Origin of the sequence: Mesorhizobium loti (assembly GCA_014189435.1) — a bacterium.
GTDB lineage: Bacteria > Pseudomonadota > Alphaproteobacteria > Rhizobiales > Rhizobiaceae > Mesorhizobium > Mesorhizobium loti_G.
Genome location: CP050293.1, coordinates 6,240,719 through 6,264,385, shown reverse-complemented (window position 1 = coordinate 6,264,385; position 23,667 = coordinate 6,240,719). Strand labels below are relative to the sequence as shown.

The window sequence follows — 23,667 nt, the reverse complement described above, 5'->3', positions numbered from 1 at the left end:
ATGGAGCATCGATATGAGCGAGCACGAGATCGCCGCAGCCGACGAATTGTCCCGCCTGCGTCCGCCCTATGCGTCGGTTCTCGACCTGATCGGCCAGACGCCGGTGGTCGAGCTGACCAAGTTCGACACCGGCAAATGCCGGCTGTTCATCAAGCTCGAAAGCCAGAATCCCGGCGGCTCGATCAAGGACCGCATCGCACTGTCGATGATCGCCGCGGCCGAGCGGGAGGGCAAGCTCAGGCGTGGCGGCACCATCGTCGAGGCGACCGCCGGCAACACCGGCCTCGGCCTCGCCCAGGTCGGCATCCCCAAGGGCTATCGCATCGTGCTGGTCGTGCCCGACAAGATGTCGCGCGAAAAAATCCAGCATCTGCGCGCGCTTGGCGCCGAGGTGCGCATGACGCGTTCCGATGTCGGCAAGGGCCATGCCGAATATTACCAGGACATGGCCGAGAAGATCGCGGCGGAAACGCCCGGCGCCTTCTATGCCAACCAGTTCGCCAACCCGGCCAATCCGCTGGCGCATGAAACGACGACCGGCCCGGAAATTTTCTCGCAGCTCGCAGGCGATGTCGACGCGGTGGTTGTCGGCGTCGGCTCGGGCGGCACGCTGACCGGGCTTGGCCGCTACTTCGCCAAAGTGTCGCCGAAGACGGAGATGGTGCTGGCCGATCCGGTCGGCTCGGTGCTGGCGCCGCTGATCAAGACCGGCAAGATGGAAGAGGCCGGCAGCTGGACCGTCGAAGGCATCGGCGAGGACTTCGTGCCGCCCAATGCCGACCTGTCGCTGGTGAAAAAAGCCTACGCCATCCCCGACAAGCAGAGCATGCTGGCCGTGCGCGACCTGCTGTCGAAGGAAGGCATTCTGGCCGGCTCGTCGTCGGGCACGTTGTTGTCCGCTGCCTTGCGCTATTGCCGCGAGCAGACGGTGCCGAAGCGCGTCGTCACCTTCGTCTGCGACAGCGGCAACAAATATCTGTCGAAGGTCTTCGACGATTTCTGGCTGGCCGAGCAGGGGCTGGCCGAGCAGGAGCAGCATGGCGACCTGCGCGACCTGGTGATGCGCTCGCATCGCACCGGCGACACCGTGTCCGTCGGCCCGGACGAAAGCCTGCTCAACGCCTATGGGCGGATGCGCCGCTCCGATGTTTCGCAGCTGCCGGTGCTCGACGACGGCAGACTGATCGGCATCGTCGACGAAAGCGATATACTGGCCAAGGTGGAAGGCCCGCATGACGGCCGCTGGGAGCGCTTCAACGGCCCGGTGCGCACGGCGATGACCTCCAATCTGCACACGCTGCAGGCCAGCCAGACGTTGGACGCGCTGCTGCCTGTCTTCGACCGCAACGAGGTCGCCATCATCTTCGATGGCGACGAGTTCGTCGGCCTGATAACCCGTATCGACCTGATCAACCATTTGAGGCGCGCACGATGACCAGCAAGACTTCACAGTCGGGCAAGAACCGCCTGGCCTTCTCGACGCGCACCATCCATGGCGGCCAGAGCCACGATCCGCTGACCGGTGCGGTGATGGTGCCGATCTACGCCACCTCGACCTATGCCCAGCAATCGCCCGGCGTGCACAAGGGCTTTGAATATGCGCGCAGCCAGAACCCGACCCGCTTTGCCTTCGAGCGCGCCGTCGCCGATCTCGAAAGCGGCTCGGCCGCCTTTGCCTTCGCCTCCGGCCTGGCGTCGATCGCCACGGTGCTCGAACTGCTCGATTCCGGCGCGCATATCGTTGCCACCGACGACATCTATGGCGGCTCCTTCCGCCTGATGGAGCGGGTCAGAAAACGCTCTGCCAATCTGCAGGTCAGCTTCGTCGACTTCACCGACCTAGCCGCCGTCGAGGCGGCGATCCGCCCGGAAACGAAAATGCTCTGGGTCGAAACGCCGACCAACCCGCTGCTGCGCATCGTCGACCTCGAAGGCGTCGCCGCACTCGCCAAGCGCAAGGGGGTTCTCACGGTCGCCGACAACACGTTTTGCAGCCCTTACATCCAGCGGCCGCTGGAGCTCGGCATCGATATCGTGGTCCACTCGACGACGAAATATCTCAACGGCCACTCCGACATGGTCGGCGGCGTGGCTGTGGTCGGCGACAACAAGGAGTTGGCCGCCCAGCTGAAATTCCTGCAGAACGCCATCGGCGCCATTTCAGGCCCGTTCGACAGTTTTCTGGCCCTGCGCGGCCTGAAGACGCTGGCGCTGCGCATGGAGCGCCATTCCGCCAACGGCCTCAAGATCGCCAAGTGGCTGGAAGGCCGCAAGGACGTGCGCCGCGTCATCTATCCCGGCCTCGCCAGCCATCCGCAGCATGATATCGCCAAGCGCCAGATGCACGCCTTCGGCGGCATGATATCAGCCGTGCTCGACCGCGATCTCGCCGGCACCAAAAAGTTCCTCGAACGCACGCAATTGTTCACGCTGGCCGAAAGCCTCGGCGGGGTGGAAAGCCTGATCGAGCACCCCGCGCTGATGACGCATGGCTCGATCCCGGCCGAGAAGCGGGCCGAGATCGGCATATCGGATTCGCTGGTGCGGCTGTCGGCGGGGATAGAGGATGGTGACGATCTGATTGCTGATCTGGATCAGGCACTGGGGAGTTAGCGGGCGGAATCGCTCCCGCCGAAGCGAGCCAATCTCCAAAGCCTGCGCCGCCCCTCACCAGCCTGCCGGCATCCTCTCCCCGTAAACGGGGCGAGGGACGCTGTTGTCGCCGGTTTCGCCAATCACCGGCGCCAGCGGTTAGCCTCTTTCGCCCCGTTTACGGGGAGAAATGCCCGGCAGGGCAATGAGGGGCGGCGCCGGCGTCTCATGATGAACTGACCAGCCATCGACCCAATTGACCCCGAACCCCATCTGCCCGAAGTGTAGCGCCCCATGGCCACACACGCCGCACCCAAACCCACCGAAACGCCCCTCACCTTCGCGGTGCTGGTCTTCCCCGGCTTTCCGATGATGGCGTTCAGCTCGGTCATCGAGCCGCTGCGCGCGGCCAATGTCCTGGCCAAGCGGCAGTGCTATCGCTGGATCATCGTCGGCGGCACGAGGGGATCGGTCGAGGCCTCGAACGGCGTCGTCATCCAGCCGGGCTTTTACGCCGAGGATGCGCCGAAGGTCGACCGCATCGTCGTCTGCTCGGGTGGTGATGCCGATCACCTCGTCGCCGAGGACGCAGCACACTGGATCCGCAAGAGCCTGCGCAATGGCGCGCATATCGGCGCGGTGGCGGATGCCGCGTTCTTCCTCGCCCGCGCCGGCCTGCTCGACGGCCATGCCTGCACCTTGCACTGGACCAGCCAGGCCGCCTTCACCGAGGCCTTCCCCAACATCGAGCTCCGGCGCGATCTCTTTGTCATAGACCGCAAGCGCTTCACCTCGGCCGGCGGCGTCGGCAGCCTCGACATGATGCTGGAGATCATCACCCGCGACTACGGCGCCGAGCTCGCTGCCGGCGTCGCCGAATGGTTCGTGCACAGCCAGCTGCGTTCCAGCATCGACCGCAAGATGATGCCGCTGAGGCTGCGCACCGGCGTCCGCAACGAGCTGGTGCTGTCGGCCATCGCCATCATGGAGGATGCCGTCGAGGAGCGGCTCGGCATGGCCGAGCTGACGGCGAAGCTCGGCGTCTCCTCCGACAAGCTCGAACGCAGTTTTAGGTCCGAACTCGCCATCTCGCCCAATGGCTATTACCGGCGTCTCCGGCTGAAACGTGCCGCCGACCTGTTGGCGCATTCGACGCTCGCCGTGCGCGACGTGGCGCTGGCCTGCGGCTTCGCCTCGATGTCGAGTTTTGCCCGGGCTTTTCGCGAGGAGCACGGGCATCCGCCGAAATTGACGAGACGGCATTAGTTTGCGCTCGCTGACGGGTGACGTTGGCGGGACAGCGCCCCCCTCTGTCCTGCCGGACATCTCCCCCACGAGGGGGAGATCGGCTGTCACCGGCGCTTTCGCCAATCGCCAGAATTAAAGAGTGAAGCGTGGCGGGCGACGCTGCCAATCTCCCCCTCGTGGGGGAGATGCCCGGCAGGGCAGAGGGGGGCGTGAAGGATCGCGACGTAACCTATTAGCCGGCGGCATCCCGCACAACAAACGCGGTTTTCCGCACAATCCATCCGCCTCCCTTGCGCCATGCTCCGGCCTAGCAACCCAGCCAAGGCCGCCCCCCATGAGCATCGTCGTATTCGACCCCGACAGCACCGAGGACGTCGATTTCAAGGACCGCATGCGCCATCCCGCGGCGGCCGATCCGGCCGGCGGCATGTGGCTGTCGGACACCGAGCCGTCCTTCATCGATGCCGACGCGCTGCGCAAAGGCCGGCTGGCCAAACTGCGCGGCTGGATGCGCGAGGCGGGCTATGGCGGCGTGGTGCTGTTCGACCCCTACAACCAGCGCTACGCCACCGGCTCGCGCAACATGTTCGGCTATTTCCTGCGCAACTCGACCCGTTATTTCTTTATCCCGACCGTTGGGCCGATCGTGCTGTTCGAGTACCCGCAGAGCTACCATGTCTCGATGGTGCTCGACACGATCGACGAGGCGCGTCCTTCCAAGCTCGTCTGGTCGTCGGTCTCGGGCCGCGACGACGAAACCGCCGGCCCCTTCGCCGACGAGATCACTGAGTTCCTGAAGCAGCATGGCGGCGGCTCGATGAAGCTCGGCCTCGACCGCTGCAGCCATCTGCAGGCGCTCGCTTTGGAAAAGCGCGGCTGCGAAGTCCGGGATTGCCAGGGCGAGATTTTGGCGGTGCGTGCGGTCAAGACGCCGGAGGAAGTCAAATGCCTGCAGGTGTCGATGGCCGGCGCCGAGGCCGCGGTCTACGCGGTGCGCGAGGCGATCAAGCCCGGCGTCTCCGAAAACGACCTGTTCGCCATCATGTATGGCGAGGTCATCCGCCAGGGCGGCGAATTCATCGAGACGCGGCTGCTCACCTCCGGCCAGCGCACCAATCCGTGGTTCAACGAGGCCAGCGGCCGCAAGATCCGCCCCGGCGAACTTTTGGCGCTCGATACCGACACGATCGGCTGCTACGGCTACTATTCGGATTTCTCGCGCACCTTCCGCTGCGGGCCGGGCAAGCCGACCCCTTACCAGAAGTCGCTCTACCGCATGGCGCATGACCAGGTTCAGCACAACATTTCCATCGTCAAACCCGGCATGGCCTTCCGCGAGATCGCCGAGAAGGCGTGGAAAATCCCGGACCGTTTCGTCGACCAGCGCTACACCTCGGTCATGCACGGCGTCGGCATGCATGGCGAAACGCCGTTCATCGCGCATGCAATGGACTACGAGACCTATGGCCGCGACGGCCATATCGTGCCAGGCATGGTGGTGAGCGTCGAAAGCTACATCGGCGAAAAGGGCGGCCGCGAGGGCGTCAAGCTGGAGGACGAGATCCTGATCACGGAGACGGGCACAGAGCTGCTGTCGCGCTTTCCGTATGAGGATGAGTTTCTGGAGAAGCAGGTTTGAAGGTGGTTTCGCACCCCACCGTCGTATCGCGAGCCCTCGCGGCTGGCGCAGCCTCCCATCGCTTCGTCATCCTAGGGCGAAGCAAGGAGCGTAGCGACGCGGCGCAGACCCTAGGATCCATGCCGGGACTTCAAAGCGCCGCAGCGGTCCAAGTTCTGCTCCGCTGCACCATTCGATCAACGTCACGGCATGGATCCTCGGGTCTCCGCGACGCCGCTTCGCGGCTGCTCCGCCCGTGGATGACGACGTCGGAAAGGCGACGGCCAATCGCCAGCGCTAGCGCCAACTCACTGAACAGAACGGCGCTGATTGCCGACGCAGGCCCACGTGCATGAAAACCCCCATCGCCATCAAGCGCGGCACCGTGGCCGCGATCTTCATCGACCTGCAGGAGGAGCACCGGCAGGACCCGCGCTACCTCGTCGACGGCTACGCAACGATCCTCGCCAACGTCCAGCGCCTGCAGGCGGCGGCGCGGCGGAACCATGTGCCGCTCTACCACTGGGCCTACATCGTCGATCTCGACAAGCAGGACCGGCCGTTTCATCCGGTCGGTGAGGACGGCAAGTCGGCCTTCTCCGACAAGAGCGACCCCCTAACCGAGATCTGCCATGAGGTGGCGCCATCCAACGGCGAGGCGCTGCTGATCAAGGCCGAGGCCAGCGCCTTCCGCACCGGACCGGCGGCGCGCGACATCAAGTCTTCGGGCATCGAATGGCTGGTCATATCAGGCGTCTGGACCGAGGCCTGCATCGACGCGTCGGTGAAGGATGCGGTGGCGAAAGGCTTTCGCGTGCTTTTGGTCAAGGATGCCTGCGGCAGCGGCAGCGCGGCCATGCACCAGACCGGCATCCTCAACCTCGCCAACCGGCTCTATGGCGGCGCCGTCACCGACACCGATGGCGCCTGCCGGCTGCTGGCCGGCGAAACCGTCACCGCTTGGCAGGTCGAAGGCTCGGTGCCGCTGCGCTTCACCTTCGACAACGCGGCCGCGCTCTACGCCGATCTATAAATGCATGTCGCCCAAAAGTGTGCGGCGGTTTTGGGGTAACGACATGCAAGAAAAAGAAACCGGACCAGCACGCGGCCCCTACGAAACCCGGCTCGACCCGGCCCTGTGGGCCTATATCGACGCGGTCAACGCCTGGTATCCGCCCGAAATCATCGGCCTGCCGATCGACAAGCAGCGCGCCGTCTATGACAGGATGAGCCGCGCCTTCCATCAGGGCCGCCCGCCAGGCGTCAAGGCCAGCGACGGCCTGATCGCCGCCGCCGGCCGCGACATCCCGGTCCGGCACTACCAGCGCGCCGGCAAGGCCGCCCGCGCCATGGTGCTCTATTTCCACGGCGGCGGCTTCATCCTCGGCGGGCTCGACAGCCATGACGACATCTGCGCCGAGCTCTGCGCCGGCACTGGTTTCGACGTGCTGTCAGTCGACTACCGGCTGGCGCCGGAGCATGTCCACCCCGCCGCCTTCGATGATGCCGTCACCGCCTTCGAATGGGCGGCGGTGACATCAGGCCTGCCGCTGGTGCTGTGCGGCGAAAGCGCCGGCGGCAATCTGGCGGCTGGAGTGGCGCAGGCGACGCGCGGGCATATCAGGGCCGCCATCGGCCAGGTGCTGATCTATCCCGGCCTCGGCGGCGACGAAAGCGCCGGCTCCTATGTCGAGCACACTGACGCGCCGCTGCTGTCCGTGGCCGACATCGCCTTCTATCGTGACGTCCGCTCCACCAAGCGCCAATCGCCCGACGATCCGACCTTTTCGCCGCTGCGTGACACGGATTTTTCGGGCCTGCCGCGAACCGTAGTCGTCACCGCCGAGTGCGACCCGCTGTCGTCGGATGGCGGGACCTATCGCGACCGTATTGTTTCCGCCGGCGGCAAGGCTTGGTGGCACGAAGAACCGAGGTTGGTGCACAGCTTCCTGCGCGCGCGGGCTACGGTGCCGGCGGCGGCGGAAGCGTTTGCGCGGATTGTCGGCGCGGTCGGGGCGCTGGGTAGGGGTGAGTGGCCGTATTGAACGGCTGAGGAGAAGAGGCGCCACCGGCGGAGCGCCAATCTCCCCCTCGTGGGGGAGATGCCCGGCAGGGCAGAGGGGGGCGCTGTCCCGCCGACTTTGCCAAGGTCCATCCTGTCCGCTAGCCGCCACTTTCCATTGGAGCCACATGGTGACTATTTGATGCCTGTCGCTGTTTGCGCTCTACGGCGCCCCCCTCTGTCCTGCCGGACATCTCCCCCACGAGGGGGAGATTGGCTGTACCTGCCCCTGCGGAGCACCGCACAATCACTGCGGAAAACCGAACACTCCGCAAAGTCACCCCGCTTTATCATCCCCTCAGGCAATGGCGTCCCGGCGGTCGCGTCCGCCCCCGCGTTGGCGATCGGCCGGGGCGCCCAACAACAGGGGAACGACGATGAAATTCATGCTGACCGACCGCAATTTGCACCCGCAAGCCAAACCCGTCGCCGACGATTTCAAGACCGGCGGCATCAACCGCCGCGAATATCTGGCGCTGATGGCCGGCCTCGGCGTCAGCACCGCAGGCGCCCTGGCGCTGGGTGGGCTGGGCACCACCCCTGCCCGCGCGGCGGAACCGAAGAAGGGCGGCGTCTTGCGCGTCGCCATGAACGTCAAGGGTTTCAAGGACCCGCGCACCTTCGACGGCGTCGAGATGTCCAACGTCGCCCGCCACTGCAACGAATATCTGGTGCGCTGGAACACCGACTTCTCCTTCGAGCCCTGGCTGCTCGAAAGCTGGGAGGCGAGCGACGACGCCAAGACCCTCACCCTTCATGTGCGCAAGGGCATCTCCTGGTCGAACGGCGATGCCTTCAACGCCGACGATGTCATCCACAACCTCACCCGTTGGTGCGATGCTTCCGTGCCCGGTAATTCGGTCGCCGCGCGCATGGGCGCGCTGGTCAATGCCGACACCAAGAAGATGGTCGATGGCGGCATCGCCAAGGTCGACGACTTCACCATCAAGCTCAACCTGCCCAAGCCCGACATTTCGCTGATCGCCGGCATGGCCGACTATCCGGCGCTGATCATGCACCGCTCCTATGAGGGCGCTGGCGATCCGATGAAGGCGCTGGCGATCACCACCGGCCCCTGCGAACTGGTCAGCTGGGATGCCGAGACCGGTGCCGAGGTGAAGCGCAAGGACAAGCCCTGGTGGAAGGGCGAATTCCACCTCGACGGCATCAAATGGGTCGACTACGGCTCCGACCCCAACGCCATGCTGTCGGCCTTCGAATCCGGCGAGATCGACACCGACCACGAAACCGCCTCCGACGCCGTCTCGCAGACCGAGCAGATGGGGCTGAAAAATTCCGAGATCGCCACCGGCTCCACCATCGTCGCCCGCTTCAATGTCGGCAACGCGCCCTATGACGACGTCAAGGTGCGCCGCGCCGCCCAGCTCGCCGTCGACAATTCCGCGGTGCTGGCGCTCGGCCTCGGCGGCCGCGGCAAGCCCGCCGACAACCACCATGTCGGCCCCATGCACCCCGAATATGCCGATATCGGGCCGGCCAAGCGCGACGTCGAGCAGTCGAAGAAGCTGCTTGCCGAGGCCGGCAAGGCCGACCACGAATTCGAGCTCATCTCCGTCGATATCGAATGGCAAAAGAGCACCGGCGACGCCATCGGCGCGCAGATGCGCGAGGCCGGCCTCAAGATCAAGCGCACCGTGCTGCCCGCCGCCACCTTCTGGAACGACTGGAGCAAATACCCCTTCTCCTGCACCGAATGGCTCGGCCGCCCGCTCGGCGTCCAGGTGCTGGCGCTGGCGTATAAATCGGGCGCCGCCTGGAACGAAAGCGCCTACGCCAATCCCGAATTCGACACGCTGCTCGACAAGGCGCTGGCAACGCCCGACGCCAAGGCGCGCAAGGAGATCATGGCCAAGATCGAGCAGAATTTGCGCGACTCCGGCATCATCATCCAACCCTACTGGCGCTCGGTCTATCGGACGTACCGCAAGGGGGTAGAGGGCTGCGAACAGCACCAGGCGCTGGAGCAGCACTTTGAGAAGGTGTGGTTGGAGAGTTGAGCCGTTCCCGTTCTTGGGTTCCTCGCCCCCACTTCGTGGGGCGAGGAACCAGGTAGCACCTACTCCGCCCACCTTCACAGGCGAAGCCGGCCTCCTCCGGAAACGGCTTTCCGGCGGATTTCGACGGGGTGAGCGGCGCGTGAGGCGTCGGCATCTGCCGACCGCGCACATCGCCAGGCCCTATATTTCATGTACGGCGCAAAACGTGCGGTGCCAGGCGGTGGACCGCCGCCGCCACAGGGCGCATGGTTCCGCTGTCGCTGGCCACTGTATGGGCGCTGGTGCTTGAGAGTGTCAGCGTGCTCCCGCCCCCGTCGGGAGCAATGCAATGGAAGACCCCACGGGCCTGGTGCCCGCGCTTACCTTCCATGCGCTGCGAAGGGCATTCAAGACATCCATTGCCGAACATCTCATCCCTGAGGCGCAATGGGGTCGGCACGCCACGTCCATGGTCCGTGAGCTTACCGACAGGAATCACGTTGACTCAGGCCTGATCGATTGGATCATTCGCAAGTGAAGCAGAAATGGCCGGCGCGAATGCCGGTGAGGCAGTTGCCTGAGCCCGCGCCGGCCACTGGCGAACTGATTAATGTCCGCCGCCCGAGTTTTCTACCGCTCCGAGTCTGCGCGATCAACCAACTCAGGGTTGGTGCGGACATATGAACCCTTCCCGTTGCGTCATTGAAAAAAGGCGCCGTCCGGCGACAGCGCCTGTCAATGCGCGCGTCCTGACCAGTTCACCGCGCGGGCCTGAGAAGCGTCCAGATCCAGCCAACGAAAGTCAGCACCAGGAACGGATAGCCGGCGGCGGGCCGGTCGCGATGACGATCACCTCGGCGCCCCCCAGAGGATCATGCTCCGATGCGGCTACGCGGGACTGCCCGGCGAGCCTTCGAGCGACCTTTCGGCGCCCGGCCGCTCCCGGCTGAATAGCAAGATCACCAGCAGGATCCCGGCGAACACAAGAGTGTGCAAAAGCGACAGGCTGAGAAAGAACTCCGCCCTTTCCAGCGTGATCGGGCGCCCCTTGCTGGCTTCGCGCATCATCATGCGGGCAATCAGCACGTCGCGGGAGAACAGGAAGTCAATGCCGGCCAGCAGCACGCTCGATCCGAAGATCAGGGCGCCAAAAAGCTTTGCCCCGGGGGCGAACCTCAACAGCACCACGCCGCACCAGCCATAGAGAGCGGCGTAAAGCGCGAAGGCCGCTATCATGAGCGGCGTGTCCTCGAACATGGACAGGAATGGCACCACGTCGCCGGATCCGGTCAGGCGCTTCAGCTGTCCTATCCCGGACACGAAGCCAGCCGTGCCAAGCAGAAGGTTGGGCCATTGGCGCTGGCCGGCGGGCTGCTCTGACCAAGCGTAAGACAGCAGCCGCTGGCCCAGGGAGGCGTTCGTCAGCCGCGCGAGGCCGATCAGGATCAGCGAAAGCGCCGTCTGGGCACGCACCGGCATCGGCTGGCCAAGCAAGGTCTCGGCAACGCTGGGAAACAGGCGGTCCGCAAGAACGACGATCGCGTTGATCCAGACGAAATCGAGATAGAGCCCGAGAAGCGGCAAGACATATTTGCGCAAATTGACCCCCCAACAGCACGATTACATCGCCACTACTTACTGCTCATCGCCCGGATTTTACAAGCGTCCAGATCCAGCCAACAAAGGTCAGCACCAGGAAAGGATAGCCGGCGGCGGGCAGCGGCGACGAGGTCGGCAGCAAGGGCGCGCCCCAGAGGATCATGCAAGCCGAGACGACAAACAGCACGGCGGCCACAAGCGCGGTGAGCCGCATCCACAGGGCGAAGGTTTTCGGTGCGCTGACCATGACCAATGCGGCGGCCCATAGTGTGATGCCGCCGACATAGGAGGGCACGCTGGCCTCCAGTCCCGCCGCATTGCCCGCCAGCAGCAGGGTCTCGCCGGCCAGGAAGGTCAGGAAGCCGGCGGCTACGCAATCATTGCCCAGCCGCTGATACTTCATCGTCAGCAGGGCGGTCGCCACCACCAGCGCTGCACCGTCGATCGTCCAGAGTGTTTCGCGCAGCGGAGCGCTGGCGACGAAGGTGCCGGCAAGGCCGAAGGCGCCGCCGATGGCGAGGCCGATCGCGGCGACGGTGTCCGAAGTGGTGCGCATTTGATGTCTCCCCAAGCTGGCTCGAGGATACTGCAGGGCGGTGACTAATCCAATGCTCGCCGATGGCGAGGCGCTCTCACCTGTTTGACTTCCCGACGCGGCTCCAGTGTCAGCCCGAAATCGACAAGGGCGTGAAGGCAGAGACTGTCGAGAGAGCGGTCCGCAGCGCCCGCAATCGACAAAGTCGGCCTTGCCCGAGAACCGATATCGGCGCATCGCAGCAAGCACCTTTACGCTTGCCTTGAAGGCAGCCTATTTTGGCGGATAGTAGCGGCTCGTGGGCATAGAATGTCGGTACTGCCTTTCCTGAGAATTTACGCGCCGCTCAACGCGGTGCTGGCCGCGCCTGGGCTTCTGGCGGTGGCGGCGCTCACGACACCGAACCTGTCCGGACGAAGCAGACTGGCTCTGATCGCCCTGCTCGCGGTCATTTGGGGCGCCTATCTTCTGCAGATGGCCGCGACGCTGCTCAAGCACTGGGCGGGAGACCTTCGGGACAGGACGCCGGCAATCGCCATCGATGTGCTCGCGGTTTTGGTTCCACTCGCCGCATTTCTGCTCGAGGGCACACCCGACTGGAGCCTCTACTGTGGTGTCTGGCTGCTGAAACCGCTGCGCGACTCGACCTTCTTCCCGGTGCTGGGCAGGGTGCTGGCCAACGAAGCGCGCAACCTGATCGGCGTCACCACGCTCTTCGGTGTCGTTCTGTTCGGTGTCGCACTCGCCGCCTATGTCATCGAGCGCGACATCCAACCGGAAAAGTTCGGCAGCATCCCCGAGGCAATGTGGTGGGCGGTGGTCACGCTGTCCACCACCGGCTATGGCGACGACATCCCGCAAACCTTCGCCGGCCGCGTCCTTGCCGGGGCGGTCATGATGACTGGCATCGGCATCTTCGCGCTCTGGGCCGGCATTCTTGCCTCCGGCTTCTATCAGGAAATCCGTCGCGAGGATTTCGTCCGCAATTGGCAATTGGTCGCCGGCGTGCCGTTGTTTCAGAAGCTCGGCCCGGCCGTGCTGGTCGAGATCGTGCGCGCGCTAAGACCTCGTAATTTGCCGGCGGGCGCCGTGATCTGCCGCAGTGGCGAGACCGGGGATCGGATGTTCTTCGTCGTGGAGGGGCGGGTCAGCGTCGCGACGCCGAACCCGGTGGAGCTTGGCCCTGGCGCCTTCTTCGGCGAGATGGCGCTGATCAGCGGCGAACCGCGTATGGCGACCGTCAACGCCGCGACGGCGGTCTCCCTCCTGTCGCTGCACGCGGCGGATTTCCAGATGCTGTGCAGCAGCAGCCCGGAGATCGCGGAAATCATCCGCAAGACCGCGCTCGAGCGGCGCGGGCCGATGGCTTGATCCCAATCGTGCAGCTTCAACGCAGCGCTGGCGAGAAGGTGAGAAACCCGGCAGCGATGCAGTCATTGCCCAGCCGCTGGTATTTCATGGTCAGCAGCGGTCACGGCTACGAGCGCTGTGCCGTCGATCGTCCAGAGTGTTTCGCGCAGCGGCGCGCTGGCGACGAAGGTGCCGGCGACGCCGAAGGGCCACCGATGGCGAGGCCGATTGCGGCGACGGTGGCCGAAGTGGGGCGCACGGATAACTCTCCAAATCGAGGAGAGGATACGCCAAGGTGGTGGGTATTGTTGAAGGGTCGGATTGGAATGGGCAGCGGCGAGTTCGAAGCCACTGGCGACGCTCTCTAAACAAAGCGTCAGTAATGCAGACCTATTTTGCAGTGCAATAGAATCAGCTTTGTTCCAATATTTGCTTTTCTACCAAACAGAAGTATTGTCCGACCAAGACGGTGGTCGCTTCACTCGGAGCTTCCTCGTCGGGAGGAGTTGCGTAAGCTTTTGTTTTTATTACAGAAATTTTGAGGCCGGTGACCAGCGTTAACGGCTTATTAGGCATGTCTTGACTCTCGGCTCAGCCTCAATTCATCTAGCAGTCGTCCAGAATCAAGAAACCGCCGCAAAGCTGGCGAGCCGCGGCGGTTTCGGAGGTTCTAAACCCGCACAAGATTGGACGTCGGGCGCGGGGTATGACGTATTAGGTACGCTGATGTTGAATCAGAATAATGCGCCATGGTCAAGCCGGACGTTCGCTCACGCCAAATCAAGGAGCAACTCCAATGGCGCAGCGTACCTATCCTTCGTACTGGTTGTACAAGGACAATCGTGGTGAATGGCGTTGGACGTACGAAGCTGCGAATGGCGAGACTATCGCCGTAAGCAGCGAGGGCTACAAGCGTCGTGTCGATGCCGAGCGAGGCATTGACATCATGAAGGCATCGACCAATAGCCCGGTCTGGTATCCGACAAGTCTTGAGAATGCCGCCTGACGACGGGTTGCAGGGGAGCCTGCCAATTATCGGTCGAGGTGGGCTCCCCTCGAAATGCAAACAACACCTTATGTGACCAGGCGAGTGATCTATCATGCCTAACCGCTCAATCGCATCTGTTGGAATCAGATGTCGTAATAATGCTATCAGTTATATCGAGTTTAGTAGAAACAATTCACTCCTCGACTTCGATATTATTATGTTCCGACCCGAGATCGGGCGCCACATGATTGCGCGAGAGAATTACAATGGCAAGCCATGCTTAGACGACGACAGCTCCTTCGCTCTTAAGCGCTACATGGAACATTGGCGCAGGGAGATAAGGGACGCCGTCGATAGCGGAAAGACAGTTATCGTCTTTATGACCGATTTGACACCAGTATCTATAGCGACCGGAGAGCGAACATACTCTGGGAGCGGGCGTAATTCACGAGTGACGCGAATGGTGATGGATTACGACAACTATCAGTTTTTGCCGTACACCATCCGATTGACGCCAAGCGTGGGAAGCTCAATGGTACTTGCAGCGACGAAATCGGAACCCTTGATTGACTATTGGAAGGGCTTCGAAGGTTGTTCAACTTATAAGTTGATATTTGATGGAGCTGGAGTTTCTGGCCAAATACTGACTCGCAACGGCGGAAAGGCTGTTGGCCTGATTGTTCGCTCAAGAACGGCTAACGGCGCTCTCGTTTTGTTGCCAGATGTCGACGTCGAGGCCGGCGTCTCTGGAGTGACTGCTGAGAAGGACGCGCTACGCTCGTCCGACGAAAGTCAGAGGTTCGCCAATAGGTTGATCGATGCAGCAGTTTCAATCGACAAGGCCATCAAGAATTCTGTCGAGATTACACCAGAACCGCCTTGGGCTTCGGCTCTCACTTACAGACTAAAAGCGGAGATTGATATCGAAGGTAGGATCGCCACTCTTGACGCTGAATTTTCAAGAATAAGCACGGAGACTAATGGTCTAAAGATAAACTGCTGGATATTTCGTCTTTGAGGGGGCTTCTCTATGAGAAGGGTGTTCCCTTGGAGAAATCTATCATCAAGGCCCTGCGGATTCTTGGCTATGAGGCGGAAGGATTTAAAACGGCTGACTTAGAGCTTGATGTTGTATTCACGTCCCCAGAGGGGAGGTTAATTGGGGAGGCTGAGGGAAAAGACGATAAGCCCGTTAATGTCACAAAACTGCGTCAACTGGCCCTCAACGTACACGAGGACTTTGCACGCGATGACGTCGATGAACTCGCAAAGGGTGTATTGTTCGGCAATAGCTACCGTCTGACAGCAATAGATGAACGCGGCGATCCATTTACTGAGAAGTGTCAGAGTGCGTCGAAAGCCAGCTCCACGGCGTTGGTCAGCACGTCGGATCTGTTTTTGATTGCTAAATACCTTAGCGAGAATATCGACGTAGACTTTGCGAAGCGATGTAGAGAGGCGATAGGTTCAGCAGTGGGTCGCGTCTCCTTCCCTGCCGTTCCACTACCCGGCGTTCTTGGCCAAAGCAGTTCTGCTGGGGACCAGGTAAGCTGCGAAGCCTAGCCATCCTCGTCCGGATTTGCGCTCTTGTTAACCAACTGGATCGATGCGAGTGGTCGCGAAGCGGATAACCTCAATCCCCCATCTTCAGCGCCTGGATAAACGCCTCCTGCGGGATATCCACCTTGCCGAACTGCCGCATCCGCTTCTTGCCTTCTTTCTGCTTGTCCAGCAGCTTGCGTTTGCGCGAGACGTCGCCGCCGTAGCATTTGGCGGTCACGTCCTTGCGCAGCGCCGAGATGGTTTCGCGGGCAATGACCTTGCCGCCAATCGCGGCCTGGATCGGGATCTTGAACAGATGGTTCGGGATCAGCTCCTTCAGCTTCTCGCACATCTGCCTGCCGCGCTTTTCCGCCGCCGTGCGGTGCACCAGCATCGAAAGCGCGTCCACCGGCTCCTCATTGACCAGGATCGACATTTTTACCAGGTCACCTTCCTTGTAGTCGGTGAGGTGATAGTCGAAGGAGGCGTAGCCCTTGGAGATCGACTTCAGCCGGTCGTAGAAATCGAAGACGACTTCGTTGAGCGGCAGATCGTAGATCAGCATGGCGCGCTTGCCGACATAGGAGAGGTCGGCCTGGATGCCGCGCCGGTCCTGGCAGAGTTTCAGGATACCGCCGAGATAATCGTCGGGCGTCAGGATGGTGGCGCGGATCCACGGCTCCTCGATGGCCGAGATCTTCACCACGTCGGGCATGTCGGCCGGGTTGTGCAGCTCCTTCATCGAGCCGTCGGTCAGAGCCAGCCGGTAGACGACGCTGGGTGCGGTGGCGATCAGGTCGAGGTTGAACTCGCGCTCCAGCCGCTCCTGGATGATTTCCAGATGCAGCAGGCCAAGGAAGCCGCAGCGGTAGCCGAAGCCGAGCGCGGCACTGGTTTCCATTTCAAAGGAGAAGGACGCGTCGTTGAGGCGCAATTTGCCGACGGCGGCGCGCAGATCCTCGAAATCGGCGGCGTCGACCGGGAACAGGCCGCAGAACACCACCGGCTGCGCCGGCTTGAAGCCGGGCAGCGCCTTGGCGGTCGAGCGCTTGTCCTCGGTGATGGTGTCGCCGACGCGGGTGTCGGCCACTTCCTTGATCGAGCCGGTGAAGAAGCCGAACTCGCCGGGGCCGAGCTCGTCGACATTGATGCGGGCAGGCGTGAACACGCCGGTGCGCTCGACCAGGTGCTTGGCGCCGGTGCCCATCATGCGGATGGTCTGGCCCTTTTTCAGCACGCCATCGATGACGCGCACCAGCACGATGACGCCGAGATAGGCGTCGTACCAGCTGTCGACCAGCATCGCCTTCAAGGGCGCGGTCGCGTCGCCTTCGCGCGGTGGCGGCAATTGGTGGACAATGGCCTCCAAGACATCCGGAATGCCAAGCCCGGTCTTGGCCGAGATCAGCACGGCGTTGGAGGCGTCGATGCCGATCACCTCCTCGACCTGCTCGCGGATGCGCTCGGGCTCGGCGGCCGGCAGGTCGACCTTGTTCAGCACCACGACGATCTCGTGGTTGTTGTCGATGGCCTGGTAGACATTGGCCAGCGTCTGCGCCTCGACGCCCTGGGAGGCGTCGACGACCAGCAGCGAGCCCTCGCAGGCGGCCAGCGACCGCGACACTTCATAGGCGAAGTCGACGTGTCCGGGCGTGTCGATCAGGTTGAGGATATAGTCCTCGCCATTGTTGGCGTGGTACTTCAGCCGCACCGTCTGGGCCTTGATGGTGATGCCGCGCTCGCGCTCGATGTCCATCGAGTCCAGCACCTGCTCCTTCATGTCGCGCAGCTCCAGCCCGCCGGTCAGCTGGATCAGCCGGTCGGCAAGCGTGGATTTGCCATGGTCGATATGGGCGACGATGGAGAAATTGCGGATGTGGTCGAGGGGCGTGCTCATGGCGCGCGTTTAGCAGGGGCGGCTTGCCCGAGCAAGCGGCAGGCTGCCGCCGGACAAATGGTGCGGCCCGTTGCCTGGCAAGCCCCGTACAGCCTTTGCCGGAAAGCGGAGCAGGCCGCCGCCGGGCAAGCGGTGCGGGCTTTTGTCGGCTTTAACAGGCGGTTTCGCAAAAAGTCGATAAATTTTAACCAAGTCCATTAGAGCATAATTTGCGAGTGGCATGTTAGCCGGTAGGGATATTCGGCTATAAGGATCAAGGCATGCGGGGGCTGGCAGGCAGGTTTATCGAGTCGCGGAGCGGCTCGTTCGCACCGATACTCATTCTCACCATGATCCCGCTGATCACCGCCATCGGCTTTTCGGTCGACTACACCTCGGCGGTCCAGACCAGGTCGACCGAGCAGGCGGCACTCGATGCCGCGATCCTGTCGATCACCTCGATGGATACCGCCTCGACGAAGCCGCAGCGCCAGGTGGTGCTGCAGAATTCCTACGCCGCCAATGGCGGACAGGGCACCGCGACGCTGAACAGCTTCGACGTCAGCGCCAACGGCACCGCCACCGCGCAGGCCACGGCGAGTTTCGCCATGCCGACCGTGTTCATGCAGATCGCCAGGGTCACCTCCGTGCCGATCGGCGTCGTATCGGCGGTGAACAAGGCGCCGGCTTTGGTGGAGGCGACCTTCAAGGTCACCGGCGTATCGGGTTACTGGAACAAGACAATGACGCTCTACGGCACGATGTTCGGTGCGGCGGCGGGCAAGCCGCTGATGACGATCGACTATACCTATGGCGGGACCGGAGATCCGAAAGGCTACGGTACCACCATCGTCAACGTCCTTACCACCGATTCAGCCGGCAAGACCGTCACCACAATGGCCCAGAAGCAGGTATGTAAGCTCGTCGACTCCAACACGCCTTCCGGGGCGGTGATCCAGACCGACAAGTTCCTTACGAAGTATTACTGTGTCGATACGATGTATCCGGCCAATGGCGCCGGTGCGTCAATCGACGTCAGCCAGATGGCCGGCCTCTATCTGCAGATGGACGTGCCGTCCGCCGCCAAGGCAAAACCACCCCAGCCAACGACACTCATGTCGAACGATCCGACCACGTCCAACCGGCTCTATAGCTCGACAAGCAAGGACGTCCCTCCGGCCGAGATGGCGACCGGCCAGATCGTCGATATCTTCGGCCTCGTGCCTTGCGGCTCGACAGGCTACCAGGCCTGGGAAGACGGCGGCAATGCGGTGCCGGCGCCGGTCAGCAACGCCGACTTCTTCTACAACGTGAGCGGCAAGTGCGACTTCAACAAGCGACCCAACAATACGCGGCTGACGCAGTAGAGATTGGCCGATCTCCCCCGTGTGGGGGAGATGGCCGGCAGGCCAGAGGGGCGCGCTGTCCCGCCAGCTTTGGTGTGGTAGGCGATATCAGCCCCTTTTTCTCAGTTATCTGACGATCATTCTACCGTTGCGCAACGGCGGCCGTCGAACCACGCCTCTGTTGGTGTTCTACGACGCCCCCCTCTGTCCTGCCGGACATCCCCCCACGAGGGGGAGATTGCCATGCCGCGATCGCCAGTGACTCTGTCCAGAGCAGCAAAGCGACGAACCTTCATCACAAACCGGTGAGCGCTGTAACGAAGCGGCAAGCGGCGGCGAAGTGGGGACATGAGCGGTGCATTCGAAGCGCCGCCGCCCACGGAGCAAGCCGATGCCGTCATCCTGCAAGCCTATCGCATTGTCCAGCCTGGCCGCGCTTGCGCTGGCAGTGTCGCTCAGTGCGGCGGCCGCCCAGCCGCTCACCGTGGTCGAGCTGTTCACCAGCCAGGGCTGCTCGTCCTGCCCGCCGGCCAACGCCAATCTGATCAAGGTCAAGGACCAGCCCGGCGTGCTGGCGCTGTCGTTCAACGTCACCTACTGGGACTATCTCGGCTGGAAGGACATTTTCGGCCGCCAGGAATTCACCCAGCGCCAGATCAGCTACGAGCCGCCGCTCGGCCATGACGGCCCGTTCACGCCGCAAGTGGTGGTCAACGGCCATGCCGATGCCGTCGGCGCCGCGCCCGGCGAGATCGAAAAGCTGATTTCGGCGAGCGGCCCGGCGAGCGGCCCGGCGCTGTCGCTCAACAATGGCAAGATCAGCATCGGCGCTGGCGCCGCGCCGGCCGGCCGGGCCGATGTCTGGCTGGTGCGCTATCTCAAAGGCGTCGTCGAGGTGCCGGTGGCGCGCGGCGAAAACACCGGCCGCACCCTGCCGCACGCCAATGTCGTGCATGCGCTGAAGAAACTCGGCAGCTGGACCGGCGACGCCACGGCGCTGGATCTGCCGCCAGCGTCGGACGGCCTGAGCACCGCCGTGCTCGTGCAGTCGCCCAGTGGCGGGCCGATCCTGGCCGCTGCGACAAACTAGATCACACTTCGACAAGAGATTGCGCAAACGCCGCACGCGCGGCGCCGCATAGCACGGCCGCCAAGAGGGCGCGCCTTCCACGACCAACCCCAAGGAGACCCACCATGACAACTCTGTTCCGCCTGACGCTGCCGGCTCTCGCTCTCGCTCTGTGCTCGACGGCGCTGCTCGCCGGCGGCATTGCCCGTGCCGATGATGCGACCAACGCGATGAAGCCTGCCGCCAATGCGATGAAACCAGCCGCCGATGCGATGAAGCCTGCGACGGATGCCATGAAGCCTGCCGACCCGATGGCCACCAATTCCATGAAGCCAGCGGCCGACGCGATGAAACCGGCGGCTGACGCGATGAAACCCGCAACCGATGCGATGAAGCCGGCAAACTAGCCAGGCTGCCGACGGCGCACGCGAATGTGAGCCCCCGCCGCAACTCGTGCGTCGCGCCGCCGTAGCTGATCCAATAGACTGATCCCAATGGAAGCCATGAGGAGTGCAACCATGACCGACATCAAGATTTCAAACCGTTCGTTCGGCTTTGTCAAAGGCGCGCTTGCCGCCCTTGCGCTTGCCGCCGCGGGCGCCGCCTTCTGGCTGAGCCCGGCGGTTTCGGCCGAGGACGCAGTGAAGATCCCGCCGCCGGCTTTTGACGAAAAGGCTGCCGGCGGCAGTGAAAAGGCAATCTTCGCCGGCGGCTGCTTCTGGGGCGTGCAGGGCGTGTTCCAGCACGTCAAGGGCGTCAGCAAGGCCGTCTCCGGCTACACCGGCGGCGCCAAGGATGACGCCGTCTACGAGACGGTCGGCTCAGGCCGCACCGGTCACGCCGAATCCGTCGAGATCACCTACGATCCGTCCAAGGTGACCTACGGCCAGCTGCTGCAGGTCTATTTCTCGGTCGCCCACAATCCGACCCAGCTGAATTTCCAGGGACCGGATTCGGGCACGCAATACCGTTCGACGATCTTTGCCGAAAACGATGCACAAAAGAAGATCGCGCAGAGCTACATCACCCAGCTCGACCAGGCCAAGGTGTTTGCGGCGCCGATCGTCACCACGCTGGAAACCGGCAAGACCTTCTATCCGGCCGAGAATTATCATCAGGACTTCCTGACGCTGAACCCGACCTATCCCTACATCGTCTACAACGACCTGCCCAAGGTGGCGAATTTGAAGGCGCTGTTCCCGGCGCTCTATAGCGAGAAGCCGGTGCTGGTGCTGTCGGCGAGCAATTGAGCCAAAAGAGGGGTCAGCGCGCGGCGCCCCCCTCTGCCCTGCCGGGCATCTCCCCCTCAAGTGGGGAGATTACGCACTCCGCCGCCTTCGCCAATTGTCAACGCCGCAGGATGAGCGGGACAGCGAAGCTGCCGATCTCCCCACTTGAGGGGGAGATGGCCGGCAGGCCAGAGGGGGCGCCTCGCGCGCCAACCCCCTCAATCATACGTCAAATCCGTCGCCTTCCCGCCAAACACCCGGTAGGCATAGAAGGAATAGAAGATGATGACCGGCAGCACGACCACGGTGCCGGCCAGGATGATGGCCAGGCTCTCCGGTGCCGAGGCCGCTTGCCAGATGGTCAAACGATCCGGCACCACGAACGGATAGAACGACCAGGCGAGACCGGCAAAGCCGAGCGCGAAGATGGTGGCGAGCGTCAGGAACGGCGTCAGCGAATGGCGGTCGTTGGGTTTCGGCAGGTGGAAGGTCTGCCGCCACAGCCAGCCGAACAGCAGCGCCGACAGGATCGGCAGCGGCGACAGATAGAGCATCGAGGGCCAGACGAACCATTTGTCGAAGATGCGCGGGCTGGCGAAGGGCGTCGCCAGCGACACCGCGGCCATGCCGAGCGCGGTCAGCACCAGCGCTGTGCGCAGCCATCGCACCGCCTTCTTCTGCAACTCGCCCTCGGTCTTGTAGATGACCCAGGCGGCACCCATCGCCGCATAGGAGGCGGCAAGGCAGAACGCCACCAGCACGCCGAATGCCATGCCTCCGAAGCCGACATCGAGGCCCAACACATAGACGCCCAGCATGTAGCCCTGTGCCAGCGAAGCGATGATCGAACCGAGGAAGAAAATACGGTTCCAGCGGTGCTTGCGCTCGGTCGGCACCTTGGCGCGGAAATCGAAGGCGACGCCGCGCAGGATCAGCCCGACCAAAAGCACGAAGACCGGAATGTAGAGCGCGGTCAGGATGACGCCATGCGCCATCGGGAAGGCGACCAGCAGCAGGCCGACGGCCAGCACCAGCCAGGTTTCGTTGGCGTCCCAGAACGGGCCGATCGCGGCAATCATCGTGTCCTGTTCGGCATCTTCGGCGACGGCGAACAGGATGCCGATGCCGAGATCGAAACCGTCGAGAATGACGTAGATCAGGATGGCGAGGCCCATCAGGCCGGCGAAGATCAGGGGAAGCGCGGTTGGCCAGTCGAAAGTCATGTTCTTACTCCCCCGCAGCCGGTTGCGACATGGCCGTCTTCATCACGCCCGGCAGCGGCGATGCATCGCCGTCCTTCGCCGCCTTCAGCGCCAGGTGCACCAGCACGCCGAGATAGGCGATCAGCAAAAGCACATAGAGAATGAGGTAGATGGCCAGCGTCAGCGCGACATGGCTGCCGGCCACCGGGCCGACCGCGTCGGCGGTTTTCAGCACGCCCGTCACCAGCCAGGGCTGCCGGCCGATCTCGGTGGTGTACCAGCCGGCCAGCGTCGCCAGCCAGCCCGACAGCGCCATCGGCACCATCAGCAGGGCGAGCGGCTTGGGCAGGCCGTGCCGGCGCTTGAGGAAGAAAGCCGCCGACCACGAGACGAGCAGCATCAATATGCCGGTGCCGACCATGATGCGGAAACCCCAGAACACGGGGAACACCGGCGGGTGGTTGCCGGGATAGTCGTTCAGCCCCGGCACCACGCCGCTGGCGCTGTGCCGCAGCACCAGGCTGGCCCCGTCTGGAATGGCGATCTCGAATTTGTTTTCGCGGGCCGCCTCGTCGGGGAGCGCAAAAAGGACCAGCGGCACGTTGGGGCCGGTGTTCCAGTTGGCTTCCATGGCGGCGATCTTCTGCGGCTGATGCTCCAGCGTGTTGAGGCCATGCTGGTCGCCGGCAAAGATCTGGATCGGGATCAGGACCGCCGCGGTGAAGACGCCGGTGCGCAGCGCCTTCCACATCGATTCCGAGCGGTCGCCCTTGAGATAACGCAGCGCCGACAGGCCTGATATCAGGAAGGATACTGTGAGCCCGGAGGCAAGCAGCATATGAACCAGCCGGTAAGGCATCGACGGGTTGAAGACGATCGCCCACCAGTCGACGGCGTGCGCCACGCCGTCACGGATCTCGAAGCCGGCCGGCGTCTGCATCCAGGAATTGAGCGCGATGATCCAGAAGGCCGACAGGGTGGTGCCGCCGGCGACCAGCACCGTCGCCAGCGTGTGGATGCGGTTGGAGACACGGCGGAAACCGAACAGCATGATGCCGAGGAAGGCCGCTTCGAGGAAGAAGGCGGTGAGGATCTCGTAGGCCAGCAGCGGCCCGGCAATGTTGCCGACCTTTTCCATGTAGCCCGGCCAGTTGGTGCCGAACTGGAAGCTCATGGTGACGCCCGAGACCACGCCCATGGCGAAGGACAGCGCGAACACCTTCACCCAGGTGAAATAGGCGCGCATCCAGGCGGAATCGTTGGTCGCGTTATAGCGCAGCTTGAAGAACAGCAGCACCCAGCCCAGCGCAATGGTGATCGTCGGAAACAATATATGGAACGAAATATTCGCGCCGAATTGCATGCGCGAGAGGATGAGCGGGTCCATGGTGGGCTCCGGCTGCTGCTAATGAGC

Annotated in this window: 23 protein-coding genes; 17 read left to right on the top strand and 6 right to left on the bottom strand. The window is 63.2% G+C overall.

The features are described from left to right. The first annotated feature begins 13 nt into the window (after positions 1–13). The 8 genes from HB777_30020 (at position 14) to HB777_29985 (ending at position 10,055) form a co-directional block, all read left to right on the top strand. A complete protein-coding gene (locus tag HB777_30020) occupies positions 14–1,435 on the top strand; it encodes a pyridoxal-phosphate dependent enzyme (protein ID QND67763.1) in 1,422 nt (473 codons plus the stop codon). Beyond that, positions 1,432–2,613 carry a cystathionine gamma-synthase gene (locus HB777_30015; GenBank protein QND67762.1) on the top strand — a complete coding sequence of 394 codons (1,182 nt, stop codon included), beginning with the start codon at positions 1,432–1,434 and terminating at the stop codon, positions 2,611–2,613. The genes HB777_30020 and HB777_30015 overlap by 4 nt, the downstream gene beginning before the upstream one ends. A gap of 273 nt (positions 2,614–2,886) precedes the next feature. Continuing rightward, positions 2,887–3,858, top strand: a complete 972-nt coding sequence (locus tag HB777_30010; GenBank protein ID QND67761.1) for a GlxA family transcriptional regulator — start codon at positions 2,887–2,889, stop codon at positions 3,856–3,858. A gap of 316 nt (positions 3,859–4,174) precedes the next feature. Further along, positions 4,175–5,479: an aminopeptidase P family protein gene (locus tag HB777_30005; protein ID QND67760.1), complete on the top strand. Its 1,305-nt coding sequence runs from the start codon at positions 4,175–4,177 to the stop codon at positions 5,477–5,479. A 331-nt stretch (positions 5,480–5,810) separates the two neighbouring features. Beyond that, complete coding sequence (locus HB777_30000) at positions 5,811–6,491, top strand: isochorismatase family protein (protein ID QND67759.1); 681 nt, start codon at positions 5,811–5,813, stop codon at positions 6,489–6,491. A gap of 43 nt (positions 6,492–6,534) precedes the next feature. Beyond that, the gene (locus HB777_29995; protein QND67758.1) at positions 6,535–7,503 is read left to right on the top strand and encodes an alpha/beta hydrolase; all 969 of its coding nucleotides are present in this window, start codon (positions 6,535–6,537) and stop codon (positions 7,501–7,503) included. A 394-nt stretch (positions 7,504–7,897) separates the two neighbouring features. Continuing rightward, entirely contained in the window at positions 7,898–9,538 is a 1,641-nt protein-coding gene (locus HB777_29990) for an ABC transporter substrate-binding protein (GenBank protein QND67757.1), read from the top strand. A gap of 328 nt (positions 9,539–9,866) precedes the next feature. After that, entirely contained in the window at positions 9,867–10,055 is a 189-nt protein-coding gene (locus HB777_29985; protein ID QND67756.1) for a hypothetical protein, read from the top strand. Between the two features lie 350 nt (positions 10,056–10,405). Here HB777_29985 and HB777_29980 read toward each other — a convergent pair whose 3' ends face one another. Together HB777_29980 and HB777_29975 are read right to left on the bottom strand one after the other, a co-directional pair. Next, positions 10,406–11,116 (bottom strand): hypothetical protein, encoded by a 711-nt coding sequence (locus HB777_29980; protein ID QND67755.1) that lies wholly within the window; start codon positions 11,114–11,116, stop codon positions 10,406–10,408. A gap of 43 nt (positions 11,117–11,159) precedes the next feature. Continuing rightward, positions 11,160–11,672 carry a hypothetical protein gene (locus HB777_29975; protein QND67754.1) on the bottom strand — a complete coding sequence of 171 codons (513 nt, stop codon included), beginning with the start codon at positions 11,670–11,672 and terminating at the stop codon, positions 11,160–11,162. A 288-nt stretch (positions 11,673–11,960) separates the two neighbouring features. Between HB777_29975 and HB777_29970 the strand changes: the two genes are divergently transcribed. Both HB777_29970 and HB777_29965 read left to right on the top strand, forming a co-directional pair. Next, positions 11,961–13,022 (top strand): cyclic nucleotide-binding domain-containing protein, encoded by a 1,062-nt coding sequence (locus HB777_29970; protein ID QND67753.1) that lies wholly within the window; start codon positions 11,961–11,963, stop codon positions 13,020–13,022. After that, complete coding sequence (locus HB777_29965) at positions 13,019–13,369, top strand: hypothetical protein (protein ID QND67752.1); 351 nt, start codon at positions 13,019–13,021, stop codon at positions 13,367–13,369. Before HB777_29970 ends, HB777_29965 begins: the two co-directional genes overlap by 4 nt. A 43-nt stretch (positions 13,370–13,412) precedes the next feature. Here HB777_29965 and HB777_29960 read toward each other — a convergent pair whose 3' ends face one another. Continuing rightward, a complete protein-coding gene (locus HB777_29960; GenBank protein ID QND67751.1) occupies positions 13,413–13,577 on the bottom strand; it encodes a hypothetical protein in 165 nt (54 codons plus the stop codon). A 220-nt stretch (positions 13,578–13,797) separates the two neighbouring features. On the opposite strand from HB777_29960, the gene HB777_29955 reads away from it, so the two are divergent. The 3 genes from HB777_29955 (at position 13,798) to HB777_29945 (ending at position 15,552) form a co-directional block, all read left to right on the top strand. Next, the gene (locus tag HB777_29955; protein QND67750.1) at positions 13,798–14,007 is read left to right on the top strand and encodes a DUF1508 domain-containing protein; all 210 of its coding nucleotides are present in this window, start codon (positions 13,798–13,800) and stop codon (positions 14,005–14,007) included. A 448-nt stretch (positions 14,008–14,455) separates the two neighbouring features. Beyond that, on the top strand, positions 14,456–15,007 hold the full coding sequence (locus HB777_29950; protein ID QND67749.1) for a hypothetical protein: 552 nt from the start codon (positions 14,456–14,458) through the stop codon (positions 15,005–15,007). 29 nt (positions 15,008–15,036) lie between these two features. Further along, complete coding sequence (locus HB777_29945; protein QND67748.1) at positions 15,037–15,552, top strand: hypothetical protein; 516 nt, start codon at positions 15,037–15,039, stop codon at positions 15,550–15,552. Positions 15,553–15,622: 70 nt separating this feature from the next. Here HB777_29945 and lepA read toward each other — a convergent pair whose 3' ends face one another. Further along, complete coding sequence (gene lepA / locus HB777_29940; protein QND67747.1) at positions 15,623–17,428, bottom strand: elongation factor 4; 1,806 nt, start codon at positions 17,426–17,428, stop codon at positions 15,623–15,625. Positions 17,429–17,688: 260 nt separating this feature from the next. Here lepA and HB777_29935 point away from each other — a divergent pair, with 260 nt between their 5' ends. The 4 genes from HB777_29935 (at position 17,689) to msrA (ending at position 21,072) form a co-directional block, all read left to right on the top strand. Continuing rightward, on the top strand, positions 17,689–18,774 hold the full coding sequence (locus HB777_29935) for a pilus assembly protein (GenBank protein ID QND67746.1): 1,086 nt from the start codon (positions 17,689–17,691) through the stop codon (positions 18,772–18,774). Between the two features lie 370 nt (positions 18,775–19,144). Then, entirely contained in the window at positions 19,145–19,843 is a 699-nt protein-coding gene (locus HB777_29930; GenBank protein ID QND67745.1) for a DUF1223 domain-containing protein, read from the top strand. Positions 19,844–19,947: 104 nt separating this feature from the next. Next, positions 19,948–20,229: a hypothetical protein gene (locus tag HB777_29925; protein QND67744.1), complete on the top strand. Its 282-nt coding sequence runs from the start codon at positions 19,948–19,950 to the stop codon at positions 20,227–20,229. A 111-nt stretch (positions 20,230–20,340) separates the two neighbouring features. Further along, complete coding sequence (gene msrA, locus HB777_29920; protein QND67743.1) at positions 20,341–21,072, top strand: peptide-methionine (S)-S-oxide reductase MsrA; 732 nt, start codon at positions 20,341–20,343, stop codon at positions 21,070–21,072. 197 nt (positions 21,073–21,269) lie between these two features. Here the strand turns inward: msrA and HB777_29915 are convergent, their stop codons facing one another. Both HB777_29915 and HB777_29910 read right to left on the bottom strand, forming a co-directional pair. Continuing rightward, positions 21,270–22,274 carry a cytochrome d ubiquinol oxidase subunit II gene (locus HB777_29915; GenBank protein QND67742.1) on the bottom strand — a complete coding sequence of 335 codons (1,005 nt, stop codon included), beginning with the start codon at positions 22,272–22,274 and terminating at the stop codon, positions 21,270–21,272. A gap of 4 nt (positions 22,275–22,278) precedes the next feature. Beyond that, positions 22,279–23,640, bottom strand: a complete 1,362-nt coding sequence (locus tag HB777_29910) for a cytochrome ubiquinol oxidase subunit I (GenBank protein QND67741.1) — start codon at positions 23,638–23,640, stop codon at positions 22,279–22,281. Positions 23,641–23,667 lie beyond the last annotated feature (27 nt).